Source organism: Proteinivorax hydrogeniformans (genome assembly GCF_040515995.1).
Taxonomy (GTDB): Bacteria; Bacillota; Proteinivoracia; order Proteinivoracales; family Proteinivoracaceae; genus Proteinivorax; species Proteinivorax hydrogeniformans.
In genome coordinates, this window is sequence record NZ_CP159485.1 from 1,409,523 (window position 1) to 1,435,824 (window position 26,302).

The window sequence follows — 26,302 nt, forward strand, 5'->3', positions numbered from 1 at the left end:
ATTAATTTACAGCAGCGTTGTTTAAGGCATCTTGTACAGCTTCCATCCATCCTTCAGATGAACCAGTAGCACCTGTGTAAGCATCTACATCAGCTGAGTTTTCATTTACGAAACGCTCTTGCATTTCTTCACGTGCTGGTAACCAGTCTTCATATCCATATTCTTCATCTTTTAATTCTGCTTCGCTACCTACGCCTTGAGTTTCTTCAAGGTTAACCGCAGTGATAGCATCGTTTTCGATAGTCACATGAGCAATGTAGTAACCTCTTTCACCTTCATGACGCCCAAAGAAAGTTCCGTCTAGGTAATCTCCTTCAACATCATCATTAGCTTTTGCTAGAGCTCTTTCAACAGCTTGAACAACTTTGTTGCTAGTGCTAGTAGCACCTGTATGAGCATCTACATCAGCGCTATTTGTTTCTACGATTTGCTCTGCTAAACTCTCGTGAGCCTCTTTTAATTCTTCACCAGAGAAACGATCCGGATTACCATATGATGCGTAATCTTTTGCCTCTCCCATGTTTGTGTACTCAACGATGTTTACTTCTACAATTTCATCCCCTTGCATAGTAAGTTCAACTTCTGCATATCCTCTACCTTCATCAGAAAGTCCTACAAAAGTTTGTGGTTCTGCGTCGCCTGAGCAACCTGCAAATAAACCTAGTGCCATGACAGAAACAACTGCCAAGATTAAAAATTTCTTCATTATAAATCTCCTCCCAATTAAATAAAAAATTTATTAAATAAAAGGCTAAGCCCTTCATTACTATTAAATAAAGTGTGATATGTACTAGTAGTCACACCCTTACTTCAATGATAATTATATCACATGGATTAAGACTTTAGAACTGGCAAAATAGAGTAATTAGAAGCATTTATTGAAAATAGATGAATAATTTATCGGTTTTTCTTGCACTTACTTTGTTTTATGGCATTTTCCTATATTTGTTTGTTTAATAAACTGATAAAATGTCAAACCTATAAATGACGATGAAAAAGGCGATAGCGTATTCCTGCAGGGAGATATAAAAAAAGTATGATAAGTCAGCTGTAGACGCGAGTCTTTTTCATCAAATAATAAAAGAGGTGGATTTCTCCACCTCTTTTATTATTTGATGATTTCTACAAGCTCCCCATTTTTCAACTCTGCACAGTTAGCTTCATCTGTATCAATATGAAATTCTAAAGCAAAGGAGTCTTTAACTCTTGCTAATACATTATTGAAAATAACTGATCTTTTACCTTCGGTTTTTACAGAGACTAATTGCTTATCTTTTAGGCCTAGCTTTTCGGCATCAGAAGTGTGCATATGTATATGCCTTTGCGCGATGATAGCACCTTCTTTTAATTCTACTTGGCCCTTTGGCCCTTTAAGTATTATGCTAGAACTTTCACTTAGATCACCTGAGTCCCTTACTGGAGGTGTGATACCTAGCTTAAAAGAATCTGTTTTAGAAACTTCTACTTGAGTTTGATTTCTAGCAGGTCCTAGCACTCTTACTTTTTCAATTGAACCTTTAGGTCCTAAAACGGTAACTACTTCTTCAGCTGCATATTGACCTGGTTGCGAAAGTTCCTTTAAAGGCTTTAGCTCATAGCCTGCTCCAAATAATGTCTCAATATCTGCAGAAGATAGATGCAAGTGACGATTTGATACGCCCACTGGTACTTTATTTGTCATATAAATAACCCCCTTTAATTTAACCGAACAAAATCTACTAAATATAGGATGTTCAGTTCATACGTAAATTATTACATGAAACAGGAATGATTTCAAGGTATATAACAGGATATTTTTTTAAGATTCTCAGCGGATATCAATAGGGTGCTTTTCTACTATTTTTGAAACAGGCTTATAAAAGTCCTCAAATAACTTTTCTTTATAAACGGTTCCGTCAGATAAATGGATATTTCTCCAAGTAGTAACTTTGTACCCCTTTTTACCTTCTGACTTAATAATTTTCTTGCCTTTAGTTATATCAGAGTTTTCTACATATTCCACTTTATAATCAACTTCTTTAAAATCTGTCTGAGTTAACTCAACCTTAGGAAACGCTGGAGGAAAGCTGTAGATATAGGTGCTAATTTCAGTATCGGTATAATCAATATCAATTAAAATACCAAATGGGGTGTTATTTTTGAATTTAAGGTCTAGGTACGGATAAGCAATTGTTGCATCCCATCCAACATCGAAATAGCTTACTGGCCTTCCATGTTTATGGCGCTCCACTATTTTTAGGTTAGCTTTTAAGGCAGCATTATAAAGGTTGGAAGAAACCTGACATACACCGCCACCATAACCTGGTACAAATTGATTATTTATAATTATTGTGGACTCTTTATATCCATTCTCTTTATTGGCCTCCCCTACCACGTCGTTAAAGGAAAAAGTTTCCCCTGGCCATAAAAGGTGGTTTTTGACCTTGTTACCAGCTTTTTTTACGTTGTAAATTCTATTATCTGCGCTATTAGCATAAGAGCTTGAAACCGATGACACTTTATCTGTAATTTTTAACGCACTAAGCATATCTTCAGTGATTTCAGGCGGGATTTCTTCTATAATAACTTCTGTTACAACTTTACCAGACTGAAGGTTAGTTATTATCTCTTCGGCTGTTTTACTGTTATTTAGTTTGACTCCTTTTTTGTGGACCGTGGTCTTTATCTTTTTATCTTCGATATAAATACTTGCATTTATAGGTTTAACGCTAATTTCTTTAGCTACTTTGTTAAGTTCATCATCAAGAGTATCGAGATTGACAGGGTTTAATTCGTAAACCACATCTTCCTTTTGATGAGTTAAAAGTAAGTTAATAAACCTTATGGGGCTTAGGGTTCTTTGTTTATCTTTAATCTCTACTAAAGCATTATTTAAAGTGTCAGTTTGTAAAGAATACAGCGAATCAAATGGGATATCCCAGCTTTGTTCTTTAAGTTTAATGGTTATATAATCCTTTTGTGAGTATTTCTCACTGACCATTTCTAAGCTATCTTCTACAGACATTTTGCCGACGTAAATATTATTGATGTAAGTGCCCGGCAAGTAGTTATTTCTATAAAATGCCGTATGAATTGAGCTACCGCTTATCAAGATTACTAAAGTGGATAATAAAAAAAAGGTTAAGGGACGCGTTTTAATATAATTTAACAAAAAATCACCTCCTTTTATTATTTATCAAGGAGGTGAAACATTTATACGACAATTATAAAGATATTGAAGTTTTTTTGTCTTTTTGTTCTAAAATGGCGCTTTTTAAAAGATTAATTGAAGCTAGGTCTGGCTTGAAGTTAAACTCTAAAACTTCTTGTTGCAGATTATTTAAACTTATCATCTGAGATAATGTGCTCTGATACCCAGGGGAAGTAATGATATACTTATAGTCCTCTAACCTTCTTTCAAGCTCTTCTTCGTTATCTTTTGTTTTTATAAAAGTTTCAATTTCTAGGTGAGTTATGCCAGCACTTTTTAGACTAGAAACAACTTTACTTGAAAATGTCTGAGATTTACACACTAGTAGCACTTTTTGATCTGCAGGAAATCTAGCTATCTTAACTATGGTTTCAAGGTGAGGTGACAATGCTATAGGTATAATATTTTTGTTAGCGAATTCACTTAGTTTCTTAACTTGTTCTATATGAAAAAATGTAGTGATAATAATACTAGCCTGAGAAATTAGAAAATTAAACTTTTCTGGATTAGATACCAAGTCATCAAGTACAATTGGTTCAACGCTGATGCTTAGATCAGCAGATAGTTGTTTTGATATATACTCTCCTTGTTCTTTGTTGCACTCTATAAAAAGCACTTTAATTTTATGAAGTATTTCTTTTTTTTCTCTTCCTCTTACATAAGCGATAGCAAGTATTTCATCAATGGAGAAACCTAAAGCTCTGCCTTCATCTAACGTAATATCAATCATTTTAAGCAGACGTTCTTTTCTACTCTCTTTTTTTAAAGCTTCATCGATTTCAGCTACAAAAGTACCTTTCCCTTGTTTGCAAGCTAAATATCCTTCACTTTCAAGTTCTTGAAAAGCTACACTTACTGTATTTCTGCTGACATTAAGGTCTTTAGATAACTCTCTTTCAGTTGGGATTTTGGCACCTGGTTTCCACTTTCCCTTTTTAATTAACTCCTTTATGTTATTTTTAACTTGAACATACAATGGAATTTTTGCACTTTTTTCTATTTTAAACTCTATGTTAATCCCTCCCACAGTTAAAATTATCCCAAAACTGAATAAATTTATCAGGTACAGAAACAGTTCCAAGCAAAGCTTTCATTCCCTTAGCCCCACCATGACAGTCAGATCCCCCTGACACTATTAAACTATTTTTTTGAGCATATGACAAATATTTTTTTATATCATCTGGAGTATGATCGCTATGGTACACTTCTATGCCATCTACGATTTTTGCTAATCTGCCTACTAAATTATCGTCTTTAACCTGAACAGGGTGTGCCAGCACTGCAGTTCCCCCTGCCTCGTGAATTAAATCAACAGCCTGGCTTGGGCTAAGTTTGTACCTTGGAACATATGCTTTTTGGCCAGAGGCTAAGAAGCTGTCGAACGCTTCTCTTACGCTAGTTACATATCCTTTTTCAATCATGGCTTTAGCAACGTGTACTCTACCTATAGACTTACCTTTCGCATCTCTTGCCACATCTTCATAACTTAGGGGATATCCTACTTCAGTTAATTTTTGGGCAATTTTTTTTACTCTTCCTTCCCGTTGCTTTCTAAGGTTTTCCAATGCACTATTTAAGCCTTTATCATCAACATCTATGCCATAGCCCAATATATGAACTTCCTTTTTATTTACTTCGGTGTTTATCTCTACGCCAGGAATTAAGTTTATTCCTAATTGTATAGCCTTTTGTTTAGCTAAATTATAAGCTGAAATTTCATCATGGTCAGTTATTGAAATAATTTTTAAATTCTTTTCTTTGGATTTTACTACAATCTCATTAGGGGTTAAAGCTCCATCTGAGCAAGTTGAATGAATATGTAAGTCCATAATTGCCTCCAAAATTTCTACAGATTTGATTTTAAAAAACTATAATAATTATTATAAGATATATCCTCTATTTCCTTATCTGTAAATTTATGTTTTTGCATTTTTAAAAATAGGTCGTCAAAACTACAAACATCGTTAATTCCCTTAGGTAGTTGCGAAACACCATCAAAATCGCTGCCTAAGGCAATGTATTTAGTTCCAACGACTTTCTTTAAATACTTTATATGCTGTATTATTGTATCAAGATCAGCGTTTTCTGCCACTGAGAGCTGATGTGGGGCAAAGTTAACGCCAACAAGACCGTTACATTCGGCGATAGCTTTAATTTGTTTATCATCTAAGCTTCTTTTGTGATTATAAACAGTTTTACAGTTAGAATGCGAAGCTATTATTGGCTTTTTATAACAGTTTACAACATCCCAAAAACCTGCAACAGATAGATGGGATACATCTAGAATGATATTTTTTTCTTCCATTCTTTCTATAACTTCTATCCCAAAATTAGTAAGGCCACCGTTTCTTTTATCCGCGATACCATCAGCAATGTAATTATTATTACTCCATGTGAGGGTTAAAGAGCGCATGCCAAGTCTATAGAAAATATCAAGCATCTCGATATTTTGACCTAGAACGTCTCCTCCTTCTACACTAATTAATATCCCCAATTTTTCTTTTTGTAACTTGTTTAAGTCATTTTTTTCCCTTACTAGAAAAATATCATCATGACTTTCGGCTACATTTAAAATTTGATTAACTTTTTGTAAACCCTTTTCTAAAACGTTAAACTGATGTAGTTGAGGGTCTACAAACACGGCAAAAAATTGTAGCCTAACGTCTGCTTGTTTTAAACGATTAAAATCGATGTGCCCCTTCTTGTTTTGACCAAAAAAATCATACTCTTTACTATCAAAAAGTAAGGCGGTGTCACAATGGCCATCAATAACAGGAAATTGCTTGTCCATATTTTTTTCCTCCTCATTAATTTTTAAAGGAAACTAATTTTTTATAATTTAATTAACTATTTTGTTTATAGTGGATTTTAAGCTTTATATTATAATATTTTAACATTTGGGTAACAAAAGTTCCACAACTTCTAGTAAAATAACTAAAAAACTAAGCATAAATAAAGACCTGCTTACCTTAGTAAACAGGTCTTTATTGCTTAACGAGGTTCTACTATAAGTTTAATAGCAGTTCTCTCTTCTCCGTCAATCTGGATATCGGTGAACGCAGGAATGCAAATTAGGTCTACTCCACTAGGGGCTACAAAGCCTCTTGCGATAGCTACAGCCTTAACAGCTTGGTTTAAGGCTCCTGCACCAATTGCTTGTATCTCCGCTCCTCCTTTTTCTCTTAGAACTCCGGCTAAAGCGCCTGCAACTGAATTAGGGTTTGATTTTGCTGATACTTTTAATACTTCCACTAGATATTTCCCCCTCTGTAGTTATTTAGTTATTACTCTGTAATATATATTCAACGGCGGGGAAAAAATACCTGCTTTTTTTTGAAAATTTTTCTATATTTGGTTAATCAACAATTTGGATTGGTGAGATGTATTTTGCCTTTAAATCTAAGAAAACAGCATTTAATTGCTTAGGACCATTAGGCTCCACATTAAATCTTGTAGGCATCTTAGTAATAAACTTGTTAATAACATCTTCCTTTTTTACTCCTAAAATCGCATTATAAGGTCCTGTCATCCCAACATCTGATATGTATAAAGTGCCTTTGTCTAATGCTCGATGGTCAGCAGTTTGCACATGAGTGTGAGTACCAACTACTGCATTTACTTTACCGTCTAAATACCAACCCATTGCGATTTTTTCTGAAGTTGCTTCAGCATGAAAATCTAAGAGACTGTAGTCATAGTCATTACTAGCTAACATTTCGTCTATACACTTAAATGGACAGCTAAGAGGTGGCATATAGACAAGACCAGAAATATTTACAATTAGTAAAGTTTTTCCTTCAATTGTAACCTTTGTATAGCCTTTTCCAGGTGTTCCTGTAGGGTAGTTTGCAGGACGTACAATTCTATCATCACCCTCGATAAAGTTCAATATCTCTTTTTTATCCCAAACATGGTTTCCCATAGTAAGTATGTCAATACCAGCTTCAAAAAGTTCGTCAGAAGCTTTTTGGCTCAACCCTTTGCCGCCAGCTGCATTTTCCCCGTTTGCTATTATTAAGTCAGGTTCATACTTTTCAATTATCTCTGGTAAATGGGTTTTTATAATTTTTCTCCCTGGCTTACCTACTATATCACCAATAAAAATAATTTTCATTACAGTACCTCCATATTTTGTGTAAAAAAATAAAGGGATTTCTCCCTTTATTTTGCATATTCAACAACTCTAGTTTCTCTAATTAAGATAACCTTTATTTGACCAGGATATTCTAATTCATCTTCTATTTTCTTAGTTATATCCCTAGCTATTGAAGATGCCATTGCATCATCAATTTGATCAGGCTTAACCATTATTCTAACTTCTCTACCTGCTTGTATGGCAAATGACTTTTCTACACCTTCAAAAGAATCTGCGATGTTCTCAAGATTTTCTAGACGTTTTATATAGTTTTCTAGAGTTTCCCTGCGAGCACCTGGCCTTGCGGCAGAAATTGCGTCTGCTGCTTGTACAATCACAGCTTCAACAGTTTGAGGTTCGATATCACCATGGTGAGCAGCAATAGCGTGTATAACCTCTTTCGACTCTTTGTACTTCTTAGCTAACTCAGCACCAATGGCAACATGAGGACCTTCCATTTCATGGTCAACTGCTTTTCCAATATCATGAAGTAAACCGCCCCGCTTAGCTAGCTTAATATCAGCGTTTAATTCAGCAGCCATAACTCCCGCTAAGTGAGAAACTTCTAAAGAGTGTTTTAATATGTTCTGCCCATAACTTGTTCTGAATTTCAACCTGCCTAATAGCTTAATAAGTTCGGGATGGATGCCGTGTACCCCAGTTTCAAAAGTGGCTTGTTCCCCTTCTTCACGAATCTGGTTGTCCACCTCTTTTTTAGCCTTATTAACCATTTCTTCAATACGTCCAGGATGAATTCTACCGTCAACTATAAGCTTTTCTAAAGCTACTCTTGCAATTTCTCTTCGAACAGGATCAAAACCTGATAAAATAACAGCTTCTGGCGTGTCATCGATAATTAAATCTATGCCAGTTAATGTTTCAAGTGCTCTTATGTTTCTACCTTCACGTCCGATTATTCGTCCCTTCATCTCATCATTAGGTAAAGGAACTACAGAAACAGTACTTTCAGCAACATGATCGGCAGCGCACCGTTGAATTGCAGTTGCTATGATTCGATTTGCTTTCTTTTCAGCTTCATCTTTAGCCTGATTTTCAGCTTCTTTAATCATTACTGCCATTTCGTGCTGTATCTCTTTTTCAACTTGTGACAATAATTGCTCTTTAGCTTCGTCAGTAGTTAAAGAAGAAATCCTTTCAAGCTCTTTAGTCTGCTCTTTTTGAGCATTTCTTACTTGTTCCTCTTGCTTTTTAATTGCATTTTCTCTGTTTGCTAAATTTTCTTCTCTTTTTTCAACACTTTCTGACTTTCTATCCAAAGACTCTTCTTTTTGCATTACTCTTTTTTCCAGCCTTTGAACTTCAACTCTTCGCTCTTTTGATTCTTTTTCAAACTCGCTACGAAGTTTTAGTATCTCTTCTTTTGCTTCAAGAATCATCTCACGCTTTTTGCCCTCTGCTTCACGCTCAGCATCAGAAACAATGTTTTTTGCTGCTTGCTCAGCAGATGCAATTTTCGCTTCTGCGATGAGTTTGCGTATCAAATAACCCAACCCTAAGCCAATCAACAAAGCTATGGGAATGATTATCCAAAATAGTGTAGTTGAAATCATGTTCACCCCCTTAATAAACTATAAAAATATTACGAACTTTCAGGTTACACAAGAACTAATACTATGTAAGTATTAACCCCCACAAAATTAACATTAACAAAAATTATAACCTCTTTACATTTTATATTTTTTTACAGATAGTGTCAAGTAAGTTACCTTCCCGTACTGAACTTATGCCATTTTTCAACTCAACCTGGAAAGATTTATCTGAAGCTTCCATTATATAAGGATTATGGGTAATTAAGATGATTTGCCTATTAAAACCACTACTTATATGATTTAAAAATTCTACAACTTTGTCAACGTAATCTTCGCTGACATGCTTTGCTGGTTCATCAAGTACCAATGGACCTTTTAACATGGGACGATAAGTCTGTAATAGTGCAATTCTTAGCGCAAGCGAAACGATATCCACCACTCCGCCTCCCCTTGAGTCTTCTGGGTTGGTCTTAACTTCCTTTCCGTTATAGGTCGAACATACAAAAAAGTGAGCTTCTACCCTATTTCTAACTTCTTTAAATTCAATTTTAAAGCTATAGCTTTCATCAAAAATAAACTGTAAGGCGTTCGTTACCAAAATCTCAATTTGCTCTTTAGCCTGGGTTCTACCATGGTCCGCTGACTTATTAAGTAGAACTCTCACTTGTGAATATACATCCATTTCATCTTTTAAATTGTTTACTTTTTGTTCTATTGATTTTTTTTGTCTTGTTAACTGGCTTTTCTCCCCATCGAGAATGGCGATCTTAGTATTTGCTTTGTTAAGTAAGCTTTTTAATATTTTTATACTTTCTTCCATAAGTATAGCCCCCTACCTAACTAAATCTTCGGGAATCATCTTTTTCACTTCGGCAATTAAATTGCTAACTTCTTTTTCTAACCTTTTAATCTCTTCATCTAAGTTATCAGGATCCACACCCATTTCTTGAATCTCCTTAAGCAAATCTTCTTTTTGTTGTTTTAACGAATCCATTTTAGCTTCAGCTTTGTACCTGTCAGCCTGTAATTTTTCTAAGTCTTTTTTAAGTTTGTTTATCTCATTTGATATAGACATTTTTACACCTCTTTCCATTTGCTTAATATTTTGTTTTTCTGTGAATCCGGTATGTCTTGTTCACATAAAGGACAATGGTTTATAGAGTTTAACAGCCGATTAAGGTCATTAACTAACAGTTTATGTTTATGACTTAAGTTTAATAGGTATTTAGCTCCTTTATTTCTTCTAGACTCTATTGTCCTTATTTCAGCGTAAACTTCTTTGACTTTTTTATTTTCTTCTACCTTTAATTCGATAGAGTTGATTTTTCGTGTTATTTCTTTTTCTACACCTTTATCAAATAGTTTTTGTTCGATGCTTTTAAGCTCTCGGTTATATGCAGAAAGTTTAGAGTAAAGCTGCTTAAAGGTAGCAAGCTTATCATTTAAAAATATTACTTGCTGCAATTTTTCTAAGTTGGTAGGTAGTTCGTTCGTTTTTTCTATTATTTTTTGACTGGCTAGCATTTCTTTATTTACGGCATCTAGCTTACTCTTTGCTTTTATAGTGGAATTTAAATCCTCTAAAGTGTTTTGAGCCATTTTTGTTTTTTTAAAACCCTTATCAACAAATGAAGCTTTCTCTAAAAAAGTAAGTGATCTTTTAATTCCTTGGTTACAAGCGTATAATTTAGTCGATATACTGTTAAGGCTTGAGAGTCTATGTCCATAATTTTCTGCTTGTTGGATAAGAGTTAATGCAGAACTAACCTGTTTGGTTTTTGCTAAGGTGACGTCTAGCTCATCTATGGCTTTGTTATGACTAGATAATCTCTTTTTTAGCAAATTTAAGGCTTTAAGCCTTTTAATTTTATTTTCTACTTCTTCATAAGTCTTGTTAGCTTTATCGATCTGTATTTTTTGTCTTTCTAAGTTTGAATACTTGTCTAACTGCTCGTCTATTGATTGCAGCTCTTCTGCTTTATAATTTAATTTAGAATTTATTTCCTTTATATTTGAAGATACGTTTCTTGAAGCTGCATCGATAAAATGCACTCCAACTATGGTGCCTATGGCCTTTGCCCTTACACTTCCCGACCCACTTAATAAAAATGGTGGGTCTAACTGTTTTGCGATATTAATTTCAGGTTTTTGATCTTTATCTAAAAATACGGGGCTTATATGTAAAACCGCCTGAACTATTCTTAGGACCTCATTACTAACACCGCTGTACTCGGCTTTATTTCCATCAGTAATAATGATGTATTTATTGGAGTTATTTTGACGCACACGGGTAACTTCGGTGCCATTGTCTAGCTTAACAGATACCGAGCATTTATTTTGTCCGTGGTGTATAATATCTCCGCCTTTAGGTTGATTATATAAAACCCACCTTAATGCCCTAATAATAGAAGACTTGCCCTGATCTGAAGGGCCAGTGATGACATTGACTCCATCATGAAACTCTAGTTTGCTATCTGTATGAGATTGAAAGTTAATAAGGTGTATTGATTTTATAACTGACACTTAGCCTCCCTCCTTTTGAAAGACTGCTAGAAATCTTCGTTATCATTAAAGCTTTGTTGAACAGTTGAGACTATTGATAAGGCCTTTTCCTTTACTTTTGGAGATATGTCTTCATTGTTTGCAATTAAACTAATTATCTGTTCAGCACTGACGTGCTGATTAGATGTTATGTCCGTTATGTTTGTTAGAAAATCATCTAGCTTATCAGTTTGAATTTGTTTTTCCTCTAGCTGGCTTCTATCTAAAACTATGTCACCACGTTGTGCAGCTTTAATTGGTATAAATTTGATTTCAGGTACTTTACCTTTGGTTAATTGTATTTCTAGCATCTGAGGGCTTCTACTTAACTCTGACAAACTATTATCAACCCTTAGTAATGATCCTGGGTTTATAAACTTTTTCCCATTGTAGTCTACGCATCCAAATCCATGGTGATAGTGGCCAGCTAAAGTTATGTCAGCTTCTGTGTTGCTGATTGATTCAACTAAGGTCATTTTATCTACAGGAACACTTTTTTTAGGCAAAAGCATACCATGGACAAGGTGAATAGAAAAATCACAATCAAACTGTTTTTTAACAATATATTGTTCTTTGCTTTCATAATCATAAATGTAGTTGGCCCCTGTTAATTGAACACCAACATCCTTTGTGTTAACGATTTTACCGTCATGACTTAATAGATCAATTATACCTAGCTTAGACATAAGCCCTAACATTGTACGCGGAAGTGTTTTAGGATTATGTCCATAAATGTCATGGTTACCAGCTATCCCCATGATAGGGCATTTACATTTTTGTAAAATACCTACTATCTCCCCTAAAACTGAAAGGGAAATGTTAGGTCTATCAAAAAAATCACCACCATGTAACAATAAGTTAACTTCGTGTAAATTACAATAATTCACCACTTCATCTAGCTTATTGTAACAGGTATTAACAAAGTCATCGGTCCTACTTCTAGGTCCACCACCCCGAAAATGAGTGTCTGTAATATAGACAATCTTCATATTATCAATCTTCCTTTTCTAAAAACTTAATTGCTTGCATAGAATGGTTATGGTTAAAGCCCCTACGGCGAAGGAACCCATAAAGTTGTTGAAAGGTTTTGTTACTAGATTGCTTTTTCTCAACTAACCTTTTTGCAGTGGTAAAAAAATCAATATCTAATGAGTCAAAAGCCTTGTCTACTTTATCATTTTCTACCCCTCTTTTGAATAGCTCAAATCTTATTTTCTGTGGCCCGTTTAGTTTGCTTTGCGCATGATAATTTATGAATTGTACTGCATAGTCATCGTCGTTTATATATCCATATCCTTCTAGCTTTTGTACAACTTCTTCGATATTCAAGCTAGAAATACCTTTGTTACTTAGATAATCCTGAAGTTCTTTTTTTGTCCTTGGTTTATATGATAAGTACCGTAAAGCCATGTTTTGTGCTTTATTCATCAGTATTACTCCCCCTAACTCATTACCCAGTGTATTAACAAAAGCCCAGCCACCCGGCGTTTTAACCGCTAGGTGCTGGGCTGTAATGATTTTTTCTACTCCTCTTTAGCATCCGCCTCTTCATTAGACTCTACTAGAAGGTTGTAGTGTTGCCTTATCATTTTTTCTATTGTTTCTAACATATCAGTATTTTCTTTTAAATATTGCTTTGCATTTTCTCTACCTTGTCCTAAACGCTCTTTTTCAAATGAATACCAAGCACCACTTTTATTTACAATATCTATACCAGCAGCTAAGTCTAATATGCACCCTTCTTTTGAAATTCCTTCACCGTACATTATATCAAACTCTGCCTTTTTAAATGGAGGGGCTAGTTTGTTTTTAACAATTTTTACCCTTGTCCTATTTCCAACCATATCTTGACCTTGCTTTAACGTCTCAATTCTTCTTACATCTAACCTGACAGAGGAGTAAAATTTAAGCGCTCTACCACCAGTTGTAGTTTCTGGGTTACCAAACATGACACCAACCTTTTCACGGAGTTGGTTTATAAAAATAGCTGTTGTTTTGGACTTGCTAATGGCACCTGATAGCTTACGTAAAGCTTGACTCATCAGGCGTGCTTGTAGTCCAACATGAGAATCACCCATTTCGCCTTCAATCTCGGCTTTAGGTACTAAAGCTGCAACTGAGTCAACAACTACAATATCTACAGCACCACTTCTTACTAAAGCTTCAGCTATCTCTAAAGCTTGCTCTCCAGTATCCGGTTGAGAAACGTATAGTTCATCAATATTAACACCTAAAGCTTTTGCATAAACCGGATCTAAGGCATGCTCTGCATCGATAAAAGCTGCCGTGCCACCAATCTTTTGAGCTTCGGCTATAGCGTGTAAGGCAACTGTCGTTTTTCCCGAAGATTCCGGACCATAAATCTCTATAATTCTTCCTCTAGGAAACCCTCCGGTCCCTAATGCTATATCTAAGTCGAGGCATCCTGATGGTACTGTAGAAACTGAAAAGTTAGTGTTTTCACCCAACTTCATTACAGAGCCTTTACCAAACTGCCTTTCAATTTGATGTAAGGCCATATCTAATGCTTTTTTCTTTTCCATATGTAACTCCTCCCCACAATTCAACTTATCCCCATTATAGAACATATTTTCGATTTAATCAAGGTTATTTTCTGTTTGATCTAATATTAACTGCCTGTTTAATGAAAAACCAGAACTAAGGTTAAATACGTCTATAGAGTCTATTGCTGCCACTTTATAGTTAGCTTCACCGTCTTGTTTAAGGTGTATCAAAACCAAGCTGTACGGAACCTCGTTTTTACTAAGAAGTCCCCGAATACCAGATGCACCTGTACTTCCTGGATTTATAATTATGCTATCATTATCCCCAGCATTTACCTCCAGCCTATGTGTATGCCCTTGGAAAAGTAAAGGGTACTCGCCCTGTAGCTCTTGTGATATTAACGGGTGGTGAGTATTTATAATTAACGGTTCTTTGCCGCTTTGTTCAATTGTTTGTCTAAGCTTATCAACCTGTTGTATATAAACCTCATCAGGTTCTACTGCCATGGCTGTAGACTCCGAGGATGGGTCGGCAACACCGGCAATTACAACCCCATTAACATCTACAACATCATCTACAAGAACGATTACATCCTCCATTTGCTGTAAACGCTCTATTACTGCAGGGGAGTCATGATTACCTGGGGATATAACGTAAGGTATGTCAATATTATCAAGCTTAGATATAAGCTCAGCCTCCAAAGAAGTGCCGTAATCAGTTATATCACCTGTATCCACCACCATATCAACATTAAATGACCTGATGACCTGACCAATAAAATCATAGGCTACGGGATGATTATGAATATCTGATACATGGAGGATCTTAACATCACCGTCTACTGTCCCTAAAGGATCTAGATACTGTATACTTTCAAAGAGAGTGTACAAATTTACGGTAAGCATTTCTAATTGTTGAGAAAAATCCTCAAGTTTCTCAAAGCTTTCCTCTAGCAGACCGAACATCCAGGGGGCCGCGTAGAGAATTCCTTCAAATTCAGGGTTTTCAAAGGCTTTATCATCATAGGTGGAAAAAGTAACACCTATCAAAATCCCCATCAAAACAAGTCCTATTACTCCACCTAAAAGAACATGTTTGGGCTTTTTGTAAAAAACCCCTACAGCAAGACACCCGCCTAAAGTAGCTAAAACTAACAATCTAACAATGAACACTCTAAATCTTTCAGTTATTGTCGCTATTACTAATGCCATAATTTCTTCAGTTTTTTCCGGATCTGTAATTTCCTCCATAACGTCTAGATTAATATTGGTCAAATTTACAGCTAGTTTAAGTGGAGGTATATGAGTTTGGGCTCTAACAGTTCCGATTGGAGGGATATTTACCTCGGTATATCCCCTATCAAAGATTTGTATTGCTAAATCAATTTCAAAAGCAAAAACTTGAAATGATGTTGTGCTTAACAACGAGACCATAATGATTGACCCAATTAATGCTAGAAGGATTATTTGGAATAAATCTTTATGTTTTTTTATCCACAATTTTTAAATCCCCTCAATTAGTTAGTCTTTTTTAGCTCCTTTAAAATACAAAATAGAGCGGAAAGCACAGCTCTCTTTTTTATTGTTTCCCTACTTCCTTTAAATTTAAACTTATGGGATTTCAAATTCTTCATTACAAGTGTGGATATATATATTTCTCCGACAGAGACATCAACATGAGGGGAGGAAGGTCCTAGAGCGCCGGTGATGGCTATACAGACATCGCTGCCAGTGTTATGATAAAGTCTTTCAGCTAGTTTGTCGGTGAGGTTTTGTTCAACACCCCCGTTTTTAATATCTTCTTGTGACTGTAGAAATTCTTTTTTTGCGCCTTCCGTATAAACAACGTTCCCACCTGTGAAAACCTTTGAGCTACCGCTTACATCAGTTAAAACGGAAGCTATGGCACCCGCTGTGCAGGACTCCACTGTGGAAATTTTAAGTTTTTTGTCAATGCAAGTATCAATAATGATTTCATTTAACTCTTGACTGTCATATCCCCAAATATAACTGCCTACTCGTTCATTTAAGAGGTCTTTATATTTGGAGAAATGCTCTTTAGCTTTTTTGTGGTCGCCTTTATAAGTTAAGCGCAGATGAACTCCGTCATCTTTAGCTAAGGGAGCGATAGTTGGATTGGTTTGATTATTAAGAATGTCTTCAATTTCTTCAACCAATTGAGATTCTCCGATGCCGTAAGTTTTAACTGTTGTAGATAAAATGGGTTTAGCTAAGCTAAACATTTTAAGTGGTAATAATGACTCTTCTAAAACAGCTTTAAGTTCATGAGGGGGTCCCGGAAGCAAGACAATATTTTTGTTGTTTTGTTCTATAAGTAAACCAGGTGCTGTTCCACTACTATTTTTTAATATCTTAGCTCCTTTTGGGACTTTAGCTTGCCGCAAATTGTTTTGTGGCATTTTTATACCTCTTTCCTCAAAGAAACTTCCAATTTCTTCAGCTAACTCATCACAAAGCTCTAAAGGTAACCCTAAAAGATCACTTGTTACTTCTCTTGTAATATCATCTTGTGTCGGCCCTAGTCCTCCAGAGACAAAAATAAAGTCAGATCTATTTAACGCTAAAGAGAGTATGGACTTTAACCTGTCTGCATTATCCCCCACCGAAGTCTGATAGTATATGCTAAAACCATACTCATTTAGTTTAGAGCTTAAATATTTTGCATTTGTATTTAAAATATCACCTAGAAGTATTTCACTGCCAACATTTATTATCTCTGATTTCACTATAATCACTCCTCGTTTTACTAGAAAAGAAAATGGACTTATAATCATATTGTTCCCGCTTATATATTGTTAATCTCTATACATTTACAAAAGGGTATACTTCTTTTTTTATTTTCTCTAAAAGTTGCAAGTTTTCCTTTAAACAAGGCATAAAATTATAGAGGTTATCGACATAGTTTGCCGATAACCTCTATTGTCTAACACAAAGCTGTGCTATCATTGCTTGCTGCAATTTTTTCTCTTAGCTGCTCTCCTGTTATTGTTTCATTTTGGATAACAAAATCAGCTATCTCACTTATAAGTTCTTTATTATTTTCAATAACATTTAATGTTTCTTGCTTGACTTCTTCTATCAAGTTAGATATTTCTTTTTGCAGCATGTTTGAATCTACCATTTCACAATTAGTGGTTCCTAAATGTGATAGGCCGCTATCGATTAACTGTTTACATTGAGAAATAGCTTGCTTAAAATCATTAGTTGCACCTGTGCTAAACTCTCCAAAGAAAGCCTGCTCAGCCATTGCGCCACCTACAGTCATAGCTACCTTATTAAGAATATTTTTCTTTGTTTGGATATATTGTTCTTTGCTGGTTTGGCGCATATATCCCATGGCCTGCCCCCTTGGAGCAATAGTAATGGAAGCTACGGATTTTTCTTCATAGTATTCGCTTATAAATCCATGGCCTACTTCATGGATAGCAACCCTAAAAAGTTCATCTTTTGAAGGTACTCTATCGACTTTTTCACCCATAATAACTTTCTCTATAGCTGTAGTAAAATGCTTTTGTAAAATTACTGCGCTGCCATCTCGCATAGCCATAATTGCAGCTTCATTTGCTATATTTTCTAGGTGCGCCCCTGAAAATCCAAAGGTTTGTTCAGCAATTTCTACAATATTTACCTCTTTGGCTAAAGGTTTATTTTTACAATGTATTTTTAGTATTTCTTCCCTGCCTGTTTTTGAAGGAAGGGGAATATTTACCACGCGATCAAACCTTCCTGGTCGCAATAATGCATCATCTAGCATGTCAACACGATTTGTTGCGGCCATGATTAATACCTGTACTTCATCACTAACCTTTACACCATCCATCTGAACTAGTAGTTCGTTAAGAGTTTGGTCATATTCCATATGTGATGAGTTTGAACCTCTTTTGACACCGAGAACATCAATCTCATCTATAAAAATCAGTGTAGAATTTTTGTTTTCTTTTTTAGCCTTAGTCACAGCGTCTTTAAATAGTTTTCTTATTCTTTTTGCCCCAACCCCGGCATACATCTCAACAAACTCTGATCCAGAAGCTGAAAGAAATGCAGAGCCGGTATATTTTGCAGCTGCTTTAGCTAGCAACGTCTTTCCCGTGCCAGGAGGTCCTGCTAGTATAATTCCCTTTAATGGCCTTATTCCTAACTTTTTAACTTTTTCTCGATCGACTATAAAGTCTAAGGCTTCAATTAATTCATTCTTTGCAGAAAGTTGCCCTCCAATTTCATCGAAACTAATTTGACTAATATTTTTATGGCCTTTTCCTTTGTTGTTTAGCGACTCTACTTTGTCCACTATTTCATTTCTAAAGATTAGAAATAGTAAAACACTGGCAATTAAAACTACAGGAAAAACATTTATGCCATAAAAAGATAGAACAATCACAGTTGCTATCGAAGTACCAACAACAAGTTCTTTAATTACCATCTTCCCCCTCCTCTCCTACATAAATAACATTACTGTACTCATAGTCTCCTAGGTTCCAACTGTAATAAGTCCAATTGTTTTTTAAGTCAAAAAAATAGCTACCCTCTTCTAAAAGCTCATCTAAATATTTCATAGTCTGAAGGTAACTACCATTGTTAACTGCATCTTGTAAGGCAAGCTCCGCCTTCCAATATATATTATAGAGATTTTCTTTCTTTGGAGCTTCAAAGTTATATTTAACTATAAAGTCTTTACCTAAAACATCAGTTAACTCTAGGTCAATTTTAGTATGGAAACTATATAGCTCAACAGATTCTTCTAACTCTAACTGGATTATATGCAAATCATTTTGTTTGCTGTGGTTATATTTTACTATACTCTCATCGTTTTCTAAAAGCTCTTCTAGAGGAGTATAGATAGTGTAGTCTCGGTACAATCTATTTCCTATAAAAAACACAGCAACACTTAACACAGCCACAACTAAAACCACCTGCCATCTAATCTTCATGTTAGTTACCTCCCTTCTTTAGTTTACATAACATCAGTATAACACAGTCCATCTTAGAATTGATATGTTAAAAAATGCAAAAAAAGGTGGCTTATTTAAAGCCACCTTTTAGTAACACTTCTTTGTTTTTATAAAAATAATCGATGCCTGAAAAGACAGTTAGTAGTATAGCTATAATTAACGAAAACTGTGCTATAAACTCAACCGGCATGCGCACCAGCCAAGTAGAAGCAAATGACGCATGTGCTTTTACACCAGCATCTATAGTTAAGGCGCTAATTGCTACAATTTGGCTAATTGTTTTAAGTTTTCCCCACTTGCTTGCAGAAATTACTATCCCTTCACCAGCAGCAATAACTCTAAGGCCTGTTACTGCAAACTCGCGGCTGACAATAATAAAGCCTATCAGAGGACCTATACTCCCTAAACCTACTAGGGCAAAGAGCGCTGCCGTTATTAGAAGTTTATCTGCTAATGGATCTAAAAACTTACCAAAGGTTGTAACTTGTTTTCTTTTTCTAGCTATATAGCCATCTAGCCCATCGGTGCTAGCAGCTAAGATAAAGAAAAAGGCAGCTGCAAACTCGCCATATTTAACCCCGGATAAAATTAGTATAAAAAGTGGTGCTAGAAAAATTCTCGCTACGGTTATTTTATTTGCTAGATTCATAATCAAACTCCCCCAATAAATCATAATCAAAAGCTTCGGTAATCTTTACTGGAAAAATTTCGCCAATTAGTTCATTGCCCCTACCTTTCTTAGGTATGATAATATTTCCATCTATTTGTGGTGAATCCCTAAAGGAGCGACCAATTAGGTTACCGTTGTCTATGGACTCTATCAGAACGTCGATAGTTTGACCAACCCATTTTTCGTTAATTTCTTTTGAAATTTTTCTTTGAGCTTTCATTAGTCTGTGTTGTCTTAAAACTTTCTTTCTTTTTGAAACCTTATTTGGATAAGTATGAGCAGGGGTTCCTTCTTCTGATGAGTAAGTAAAAACTCCTACCCTATCGAGTTTAATAGTTTTTACAAACTCCATAAGGTTTTCAAAGTTTTCATCGGTTTCACCGGGAAAACCTACTATCAAAGAAGTCCTAATAGCTACATCGGGCATATATGAACGAATTTTTTTGACTAAGCCTTTTAGTTCACTGACTTTCTCTTTTCTTCCCATTTTTTTAAGAATCTGATCGTCTCCATGCTGAAGTGGAAGGTCAATATATTTCACTACTTTGTCCAATTTTGAGAAGGTTTCTAAAAGTGTATCAGATAGATATGTTGGATAACAGTACATTACCCTAATCCACCTAAGTTTATCCACAGAGTTTAGTTTTGTCAGAAGGTCTGCTAATTTATACTCTCCGTAGATATCCATTCCATAAACGGTGGTATCCTGAGCAACTAAAATAACTTCCTTCACCCCGCCTTTTACAAGGTTTTCTACTTCCTCTACGATAGATTCAATCGGTCTACTTCGATATCCTCCTCGTAGTTTAGGAATGATGCAATAAGTACAGTGATTGTCACACCCTTCGGCGATCTTTACATATGCAGTGTGTTTAGGGGTAGATAACATCCTGGGCGTTGTATGATCGTATAAATAATCCAGTTTTTCAGTTCGATCAAAATTAGTACCTTCAAGGCCTGCATCTATACAATCTGCTATTTTTTCATATTCTCCAGTGCCCATAATCCCGTCAATCTCAGGTATTTCTTCTTTTAATTCCTCTTTATATCTTTGGACAAGACACCCAGTTACAACTAAAACTTGACACTTGTTTTCCTTATATTTTGCAAACTCTAATATGGTGTCTATAGATTCTTTTTTTGCTGATTCAATAAATCCACAAGTGTTAATGATAATTACTTCTGCGATTTCTGGTTCATTAGTTATATTAAACCCTTTTTCTCCAAGCTTTCCCAGCATAACTTCTGAATCTACTGTATTTTTTGGGCATCCTAAGCTAACTGTTGCGATATTTATCATGTCTGTTCCTCCTTCTTAACCATCTTAAGTATAATACAGTTTGTCATTTGTTGTCAAAAATAAAAGACGAGAAAGTTATTCCTCGTCAGTAACTAACTTAAAATGAGCTTCTTTAGGACTATTATCTTCAAAAAAATCAACTTCTACATCAGATATTACAAATTGCACCCCTTGTGGATTGCCAATTCTAACCTTTGCATCTTTTTCAAGTTCAACCTCAAAAGAATCACCTAAGTTATGGGTGTTTTCATGAACAATTTCGTCACCTACTGTAACTCTTACCCAACATGGCTCGGAAAATATTAGTTTTAACTCTACAGGCTCTTGTGAAGATAGATAATAGTAGTAATCAGTTTCAGTGTTATCTTCTTCAATAGTGAGCTGCGGCTTTTCATCTTCTTCTATGGGTTTTTCAACCTCATCATCATCTTTATTATCTTCGTCGTCCTTTTTATCCTCCGAAGTTCCTACATCATCAGCCCCATTTTCTGTTGCGGTTGGGGATTCAATTTGGTTATTCTCGCCAATGGGCTGCGTGGACGAAAATAAGTAACCTAACGTTAAATAACCACTAAACCCAATAATAAAGATAAAAGTAAGTATAAATATAATCCCCTTTAAATCAAAGCTAGATTTAGTACTGCTACGATTTATAGGCTGAGTTCTTTGTTGTTTTCTTTTTGGTTTTGAGCGCTTAACAGTTGGGGTGATATCTAGTAAATCTTGTATATCCAGTTCCAAAACTTTGGCATATAGCTTTATAAATCCAAGTAAATACGTTCTTGGAGGTAGAGCTTTTTCATCTCCTTCTTCTATTGCCACAATATGCTGTTTTTTAATTTTAGTTTTCAAACTTATATCTTCAATTGTTAATCCTTTTTCTTTACGGGTGCTTTGTAATGTTTGCCCTATCTCATTTAATTTAATAACAATCACCTCCCACTAACTAATATCAAAGGATGAAAAGCTTTGGTTTACAAACTCGTAGTTTATTTCTTCATCTTCTGAGCGCCTTAACTCTACTGTATAATCTATTAATTTAGAAGTATAATCATTTTCCCTTAAGAAAATATCAGGGTGTTCTATAACTTTTGGGATAGGAAGTCTAATTATTTCATCGACTAACTTCTTGTGATTTTCATTGGATCTAAGCGAAGATACAATGCCGTCGATAACTAAGACACATTCAGAATTTAATTCATCATCCATTAAATGTCCCCGAATAACTTGTCGCATCATAGTTGATGAAACTAATACCCATTTTTTATTTGCATGAACACAAGCAGCAATAATTGCTTCGGTTTTACCTACCTGCGGCATACCTCTAACTCCTATAATGGCATTTGATGACTTCTGCATTAAACCTCCCATAAAATCTACTAGCATCCCTAAATCATCACGGGTGAAAGAATATGTATTTGGAGATGTTTTCGATTTATGAATCATTTTACCATGCTGAAGGTTAATTTTATCAATCAATGTAGGTCTTCTAATAGCAGTAACTTCAATATTATTAGAGGATGCAAGAGCTCTTTTTAAGGTGACAATTTTTGAGTGATCATCAGCGCGTATAAGAAGCCCCCTAGTTTTTGGTGCTAAGCCGTTAATCATCTTGATGTTAATTTCTAAAAGGCCTAGAAAGGTTGCTACATCCCCTAATAACCCTGGTTTATTGTCGTTTATTTGGTACTCAAAATACCACTCCATAGCTATCACCTTTTTCAAAGTAAATTTAATTTAATTATAGCAAATACCAGTGCTTAAACCAAATAAAAAATTAGTTCCATAGATAATATATCACAAAAAAACTAGAATGAACACAAAAAAAGATATACCACCTAAAAATGGCAGTATATCCTTTTATCGAATTAACGTTCACCTTTATTATAAGGTTTGCCCACCGCTTTAGGAGGCCTAGCCTTTCCAATAAAACCAGCTAACACTATGATTGTAATAATGTAAGGTAATGTTCTAACAAGTTGCGAAGGGATGTATTGAAAGTCAGCCCTTAATGCAATTGCCTCAGTAAAGCCAAAAAGTAAACTTGCTCCTAAAGCTCCAAAAGGATTCCATTTGCCAAAGATCATTGCAGCCAATGCAATAAATCCTCTACCACTACTCATTCCATTTACGAAATATGAGCCCTCTCCTATTGCTATAGAAACTCCAGCTAAGCCAGCAAAGGCACCACTTAATGTAACACAGATAAATCTCCAGCGGTTTACGTTTATTCCAACAGTATCTGCAGCTTGTGGATGTTCGCCTACAGCTCTTATTCTAAGTCCCCACGGGGTTTTATATAAAACAAACCAAATTATCGGCACCAGTATCAGTGCTAAATACACCATTGGATTAAAGGATACTGTACCTAAACTCCATGCAGGTAGTCGAACTGCCCGTGGTGATGTACCTGAAACACCAAATAGTATTTGTAAAAGGTATACAGTTAGGCCGGTAGCAAGTATGTTGATAGCTGTACCACTTACCACTTGATCAGCTTTAAAGTAAACACTTACTAAAGCATGTATCGAAGCTAACACCATGCCAGCTACAATAGCTAAAAGAACACCAAACCATGGGTTCCCTGTCGTGTAGCTTCCCCACACGGCGAAAAAAGCCCCTGTTAAAATCATGCCTTCTAGCGCAATGTTTATTACGCCAGAGCGTTCAGATAAAATTCCTCCTAAAGAAGCTAAAATTAACGGTGTGGCCATCCTTAAACCAGCAAACATCATGGAAAGCGAAAAGATTTGAGTTAAAATATCTAGCATTATTTGGCCACCTCCTTAGCTCTTCTTTTATCAATAAATATTTTAAACATCTGCAGTGATGCCATAAAGAAAATAACCAGAGCTTGAATTATGGTAACAATTTCTCTAGGTACCCCTGCAAACTGCATACCCATACCACCTTGAGTTAAAGCGCCAAAAAGTATGCCAGCCAAAATTACTCCACCTGGATTGTTGTTTCCTAAAAGAGCTACTGCTATACCTGTAAAGCCTAGCCCTGCGTCTAGACCGGATGTAAAGTACCTATGAGTACCTAGCACCTCTACTGCACCACCCAGTCCAGCTAGCGCTCCACTTATAAACATTACTAAAAATATGTTTTTTGCTACGTTAATACCACCATATTCAGCACCACTTGGGTTGATTCCAACTGCTCTTATCTCATAACCAGTTCTAGTTTTAAACAATAGATACCACACAAATACTGCGGCTAACAAAGCTAAAACTAAGCCTGTGTGCACTCTCACACCACCAGGTAAATCAAATATGTCGTTTATAAAAGTATCAGTAAACCTAGTAAGTTCAGCAGTTTCTTCTATTCTCGGGGTATTATCTGCAGCTCCCTCTAACCTTAGCTGCTGTATGCCATAGCGCACAGTGATTTGCAAAGCTATAAGATTTAGCATGATTGTGTTTATAACCTCGTTTACCCCTAGTTTTGCCTTAAGTATTCCCGGGATACCTCCCCATATTCCTCCTGCTAGCATAGCCAAAGCTATACATAAAGTCACATGGATAACAGCAGGTAGCCCAGTAATTGCATATCCTGCTACACCGGCTACAAAACCACCAATTAACAGCTGGCCCTCAGCTCCAATGTTAAATAATCCACACTTAAATGCAAAAGCGACAGCTAATCCGGTTAAAATGAGGGGGGTAGAGCGCCATAAGGTGTTTAGAATGCTTCTTAAATCACCAAATGCGTCGTTGTACAGTGCTGTATATGCTTCTATTACAGTAGCTTCAGTGGTAAATTGAATTAATATTCCCCCAATAACTAGTGCCACAAAAATGGCAATAAAGGCGAACCCTAAAGTTATTAGTGTACTTTTTAAGTTGTTACTCATTGTCAGATTCCTCCTTTTTAGGAGTAGAACCAGTCATCATGGCTCCCAGCTGGAACTCATCTACTGTTTTAGCATCTACTATATCAATAATATTTCCATCATAGATTACCGCAATTCGATCACTTAGAGACATTACTTCGTGCAACTCAGCAGATACTACCATAACTGCTTTGCCTTCATCTCGTTGTTCTATAATTCGTCTATGAATGAACTCAATCGCTCCTATATCAACCCCTCGTGTAGGCTGAGAAGCTATAAGAAAGTCTGGTTGTTGAGAAAACTCTCTTGCAATTATAACCTTTTGCTGATTTCCACCTGATAGCGCTCTAGCTTTAACATGACTTCCAGGTGTCCGAACGTCGTATTCAGGAATCAGCTTATCTGCATGGGCGTTTATTGCATTAAAATTCATATAAAATGGTTGGCTAAAAGGGCGAGTATCATGATAGCCCATGACCATATTTTCAGCCAGATTGTAATCCAAAATCAGACCACGTTTATGACGATCTTCTGGAATATGCCCCACCTTCCACTTCTTAAATTGCATAGGAGTGGCTTTAGTTGCATCTTTGCCTTTAAGCGTAACCTTCCCTGAAGTTGCCTTTTTTAAGCCAGTTAAAATTTCCACTAGCTCACTTTGACCGTTACCTTCAACGCCAGCAAAGCCTAGAATTTCCCCTTCCTTTATGTCAAATGATACACCTTTTAATATGTTAACACCTCGACTATCCTTATAGGTGAGATTTTCTACTTTTAATACAACATTTTTTGGCTGAGCTTCCTTTTTATCAACTTTTAAAAGAACATTCCTTCCTACCATAAGCTTTGCTATATCTTCTTCAGAAACCGATTCCGTTTCAACAGTTCCCGTTGTTTTCCCTTGCCTAAGTACAGTAATTCTGTCAGAAATCGCTTTTACTTCTTTTAACTTATGGGTTATAAAAATGATTGTCTTTCCTTGGTCTTTAAGAGTTTTAAAAATTTCAAACAGCTCTTCAATCTCTTGAGGAGTTAAAACAGCTGTTGGCTCATCAAAAATAAGTAGGTCGGCACCTCTGTACAAAGTTTTTATAATTTCCACTCGCTGTTGCATTCCCACAGGGATTTCCTCGATGGTCTCATTTGGGTTTACTTTTAATCCATATTTATCTGAGATGCTTTTAACTTTTTTGGTAGCACTATTTTTATCAGTAAAAAGTCCAGCGACAGTCGGCTCGCTACCTAGCATTATATTTTCAGTTACAGTTAAAGGCTCAACTAGCATAAAATGTTGGTGAACCATACCAATACCTAAATTGATTGAGGCCATAGGACCGTCTAAGGTAACTTTTTTTCCGTTGTAAAAAATTTCACCTTCTTCAGGTTGATACAGTCCATAGAGGATATTCATCAGTGTTGATTTTCCGGCTCCATTTTCCCCAACTAAGGCATGGATTTCACCTTTTTTAACCTCTAAATTAACATCATCATTGGCTTTTACACCTGGGAAAACTTTAGTAATGCCTTTCATTTGCAAAATTAATTCTTCTTTTAGCGCTTCTTTATTCTCTGAGGACATGCAATTTCCCCCTAACGTTTGTTTTGAT

26 protein-coding genes are annotated in these 26,302 nt (G+C 35.7%); all 26 read right to left on the reverse strand.

The window, feature by feature from the left end:
• Nucleotide 1: 1 nt before the first annotated feature.
• On the reverse strand, nucleotides 2-706 hold the full coding sequence (locus PRVXH_RS06635) for an FMN-binding protein (protein ID WP_353894512.1): 705 nt from the start codon (nucleotides 704-706) through the stop codon (nucleotides 2-4).
• 402 nt (nucleotides 707-1,108) lie between these two features.
• Nucleotides 1,109-1,681 carry a phosphate propanoyltransferase gene (locus PRVXH_RS06640; RefSeq protein ID WP_353894513.1) on the reverse strand — a complete coding sequence of 191 codons (573 nt, stop codon included), beginning with the start codon at nucleotides 1,679-1,681 and terminating at the stop codon, nucleotides 1,109-1,111.
• 126 nt (nucleotides 1,682-1,807) lie between these two features.
• Nucleotides 1,808-3,151, reverse strand: coding sequence for a VanW family protein (locus tag PRVXH_RS06645; RefSeq protein WP_353894514.1), 1,344 nt, complete (start codon nucleotides 3,149-3,151; stop codon nucleotides 1,808-1,810).
• 52 nt (nucleotides 3,152-3,203) lie between these two features.
• A complete protein-coding gene (locus PRVXH_RS06650) occupies nucleotides 3,204-4,217 on the reverse strand; it encodes a GntR family transcriptional regulator (RefSeq protein ID WP_353894515.1) in 1,014 nt (337 codons plus the stop codon).
• Complete coding sequence (locus PRVXH_RS06655) at nucleotides 4,204-5,019, reverse strand: PHP domain-containing protein (RefSeq protein ID WP_353894516.1); 816 nt, start codon at nucleotides 5,017-5,019, stop codon at nucleotides 4,204-4,206. The genes PRVXH_RS06650 and PRVXH_RS06655 overlap by 14 nt, the downstream gene beginning before the upstream one ends.
• A 17-nt stretch (nucleotides 5,020-5,036) precedes the next feature.
• Nucleotides 5,037-5,981 (reverse strand): dipeptidase, encoded by a 945-nt coding sequence (locus PRVXH_RS06660; RefSeq protein WP_353894517.1) that lies wholly within the window; start codon nucleotides 5,979-5,981, stop codon nucleotides 5,037-5,039.
• A 200-nt stretch (nucleotides 5,982-6,181) separates the two neighbouring features.
• Nucleotides 6,182-6,442: a stage V sporulation protein SpoVS gene (gene spoVS / locus PRVXH_RS06665; protein ID WP_350345037.1), complete on the reverse strand. Its 261-nt coding sequence runs from the start codon at nucleotides 6,440-6,442 to the stop codon at nucleotides 6,182-6,184.
• 103 nt (nucleotides 6,443-6,545) lie between these two features.
• The gene (locus tag PRVXH_RS06670) at nucleotides 6,546-7,304 is read right to left on the reverse strand and encodes a TIGR00282 family metallophosphoesterase (RefSeq protein ID WP_353894518.1); all 759 of its coding nucleotides are present in this window, start codon (nucleotides 7,302-7,304) and stop codon (nucleotides 6,546-6,548) included.
• 47 nt (nucleotides 7,305-7,351) lie between these two features.
• Nucleotides 7,352-8,896, reverse strand: a complete 1,545-nt coding sequence (gene rny / locus PRVXH_RS06675; protein WP_353892012.1) for a ribonuclease Y — start codon at nucleotides 8,894-8,896, stop codon at nucleotides 7,352-7,354.
• Nucleotides 8,897-9,017: 121 nt separating this feature from the next.
• A complete protein-coding gene (locus PRVXH_RS06680; protein WP_353892013.1) occupies nucleotides 9,018-9,695 on the reverse strand; it encodes an ATPase in 678 nt (225 codons plus the stop codon).
• Between the two features lie 12 nt (nucleotides 9,696-9,707).
• Nucleotides 9,708-9,950 (reverse strand): hypothetical protein, encoded by a 243-nt coding sequence (locus tag PRVXH_RS06685; protein WP_353892014.1) that lies wholly within the window; start codon nucleotides 9,948-9,950, stop codon nucleotides 9,708-9,710.
• Between the two features lie 2 nt (nucleotides 9,951-9,952).
• Entirely contained in the window at nucleotides 9,953-11,398 is a 1,446-nt protein-coding gene (locus PRVXH_RS06690; RefSeq protein WP_353892015.1) for an AAA family ATPase, read from the reverse strand.
• Between the two features lie 26 nt (nucleotides 11,399-11,424).
• On the reverse strand, nucleotides 11,425-12,405 hold the full coding sequence (locus tag PRVXH_RS06695; RefSeq protein ID WP_353892016.1) for a metallophosphoesterase: 981 nt from the start codon (nucleotides 12,403-12,405) through the stop codon (nucleotides 11,425-11,427).
• 4 nt (nucleotides 12,406-12,409) lie between these two features.
• A complete protein-coding gene (locus PRVXH_RS06700) occupies nucleotides 12,410-12,844 on the reverse strand; it encodes a regulatory protein RecX (protein WP_353892017.1) in 435 nt (144 codons plus the stop codon).
• A gap of 95 nt (nucleotides 12,845-12,939) precedes the next feature.
• Nucleotides 12,940-13,959, reverse strand: coding sequence for a recombinase RecA (gene recA, locus PRVXH_RS06705; RefSeq protein ID WP_353892018.1), 1,020 nt, complete (start codon nucleotides 13,957-13,959; stop codon nucleotides 12,940-12,942).
• A gap of 54 nt (nucleotides 13,960-14,013) precedes the next feature.
• Nucleotides 14,014-15,420: a metallophosphoesterase gene (locus PRVXH_RS06710; RefSeq protein WP_353892019.1), complete on the reverse strand. Its 1,407-nt coding sequence runs from the start codon at nucleotides 15,418-15,420 to the stop codon at nucleotides 14,014-14,016.
• Nucleotides 15,421-15,437: 17 nt separating this feature from the next.
• Entirely contained in the window at nucleotides 15,438-16,667 is a 1,230-nt protein-coding gene (locus PRVXH_RS06715) for a competence/damage-inducible protein A (protein WP_353892020.1), read from the reverse strand.
• Nucleotides 16,668-16,864: 197 nt separating this feature from the next.
• Nucleotides 16,865-18,361 carry an AAA family ATPase gene (locus tag PRVXH_RS06720; RefSeq protein ID WP_353892021.1) on the reverse strand — a complete coding sequence of 499 codons (1,497 nt, stop codon included), beginning with the start codon at nucleotides 18,359-18,361 and terminating at the stop codon, nucleotides 16,865-16,867.
• Nucleotides 18,351-18,869, reverse strand: a complete 519-nt coding sequence (locus PRVXH_RS06725) for a hypothetical protein (protein WP_353892022.1) — start codon at nucleotides 18,867-18,869, stop codon at nucleotides 18,351-18,353. Before PRVXH_RS06725 ends, PRVXH_RS06720 begins: the two co-directional genes overlap by 11 nt.
• A 91-nt stretch (nucleotides 18,870-18,960) precedes the next feature.
• On the reverse strand, nucleotides 18,961-19,539 hold the full coding sequence (pgsA, locus tag PRVXH_RS06730; RefSeq protein ID WP_353892023.1) for a CDP-diacylglycerol--glycerol-3-phosphate 3-phosphatidyltransferase: 579 nt from the start codon (nucleotides 19,537-19,539) through the stop codon (nucleotides 18,961-18,963).
• Nucleotides 19,523-20,860, reverse strand: coding sequence for a 30S ribosomal protein S12 methylthiotransferase RimO (rimO, locus tag PRVXH_RS06735; protein WP_353892024.1), 1,338 nt, complete (start codon nucleotides 20,858-20,860; stop codon nucleotides 19,523-19,525). The genes pgsA and rimO overlap by 17 nt, the downstream gene beginning before the upstream one ends.
• 75 nt (nucleotides 20,861-20,935) lie before the next feature.
• Nucleotides 20,936-21,796: a RodZ domain-containing protein gene (locus tag PRVXH_RS06740; protein ID WP_353892025.1), complete on the reverse strand. Its 861-nt coding sequence runs from the start codon at nucleotides 21,794-21,796 to the stop codon at nucleotides 20,936-20,938.
• 6 nt (nucleotides 21,797-21,802) lie between these two features.
• Nucleotides 21,803-22,567 carry a DUF3388 domain-containing protein gene (locus tag PRVXH_RS06745; RefSeq protein WP_353892026.1) on the reverse strand — a complete coding sequence of 255 codons (765 nt, stop codon included), beginning with the start codon at nucleotides 22,565-22,567 and terminating at the stop codon, nucleotides 21,803-21,805.
• A 161-nt stretch (nucleotides 22,568-22,728) separates the two neighbouring features.
• Nucleotides 22,729-23,631 carry an ABC transporter permease gene (locus tag PRVXH_RS06750; protein ID WP_353892027.1) on the reverse strand — a complete coding sequence of 301 codons (903 nt, stop codon included), beginning with the start codon at nucleotides 23,629-23,631 and terminating at the stop codon, nucleotides 22,729-22,731.
• Entirely contained in the window at nucleotides 23,631-24,716 is a 1,086-nt protein-coding gene (locus tag PRVXH_RS06755) for an ABC transporter permease (protein WP_353892028.1), read from the reverse strand. Before PRVXH_RS06755 ends, PRVXH_RS06750 begins: the two co-directional genes overlap by 1 nt.
• Nucleotides 24,709-26,274, reverse strand: a complete 1,566-nt coding sequence (locus tag PRVXH_RS06760) for an ABC transporter ATP-binding protein (protein ID WP_353892029.1) — start codon at nucleotides 26,272-26,274, stop codon at nucleotides 24,709-24,711. Before PRVXH_RS06760 ends, PRVXH_RS06755 begins: the two co-directional genes overlap by 8 nt.
• Nucleotides 26,275-26,302: the final 28 nt, after the last annotated feature.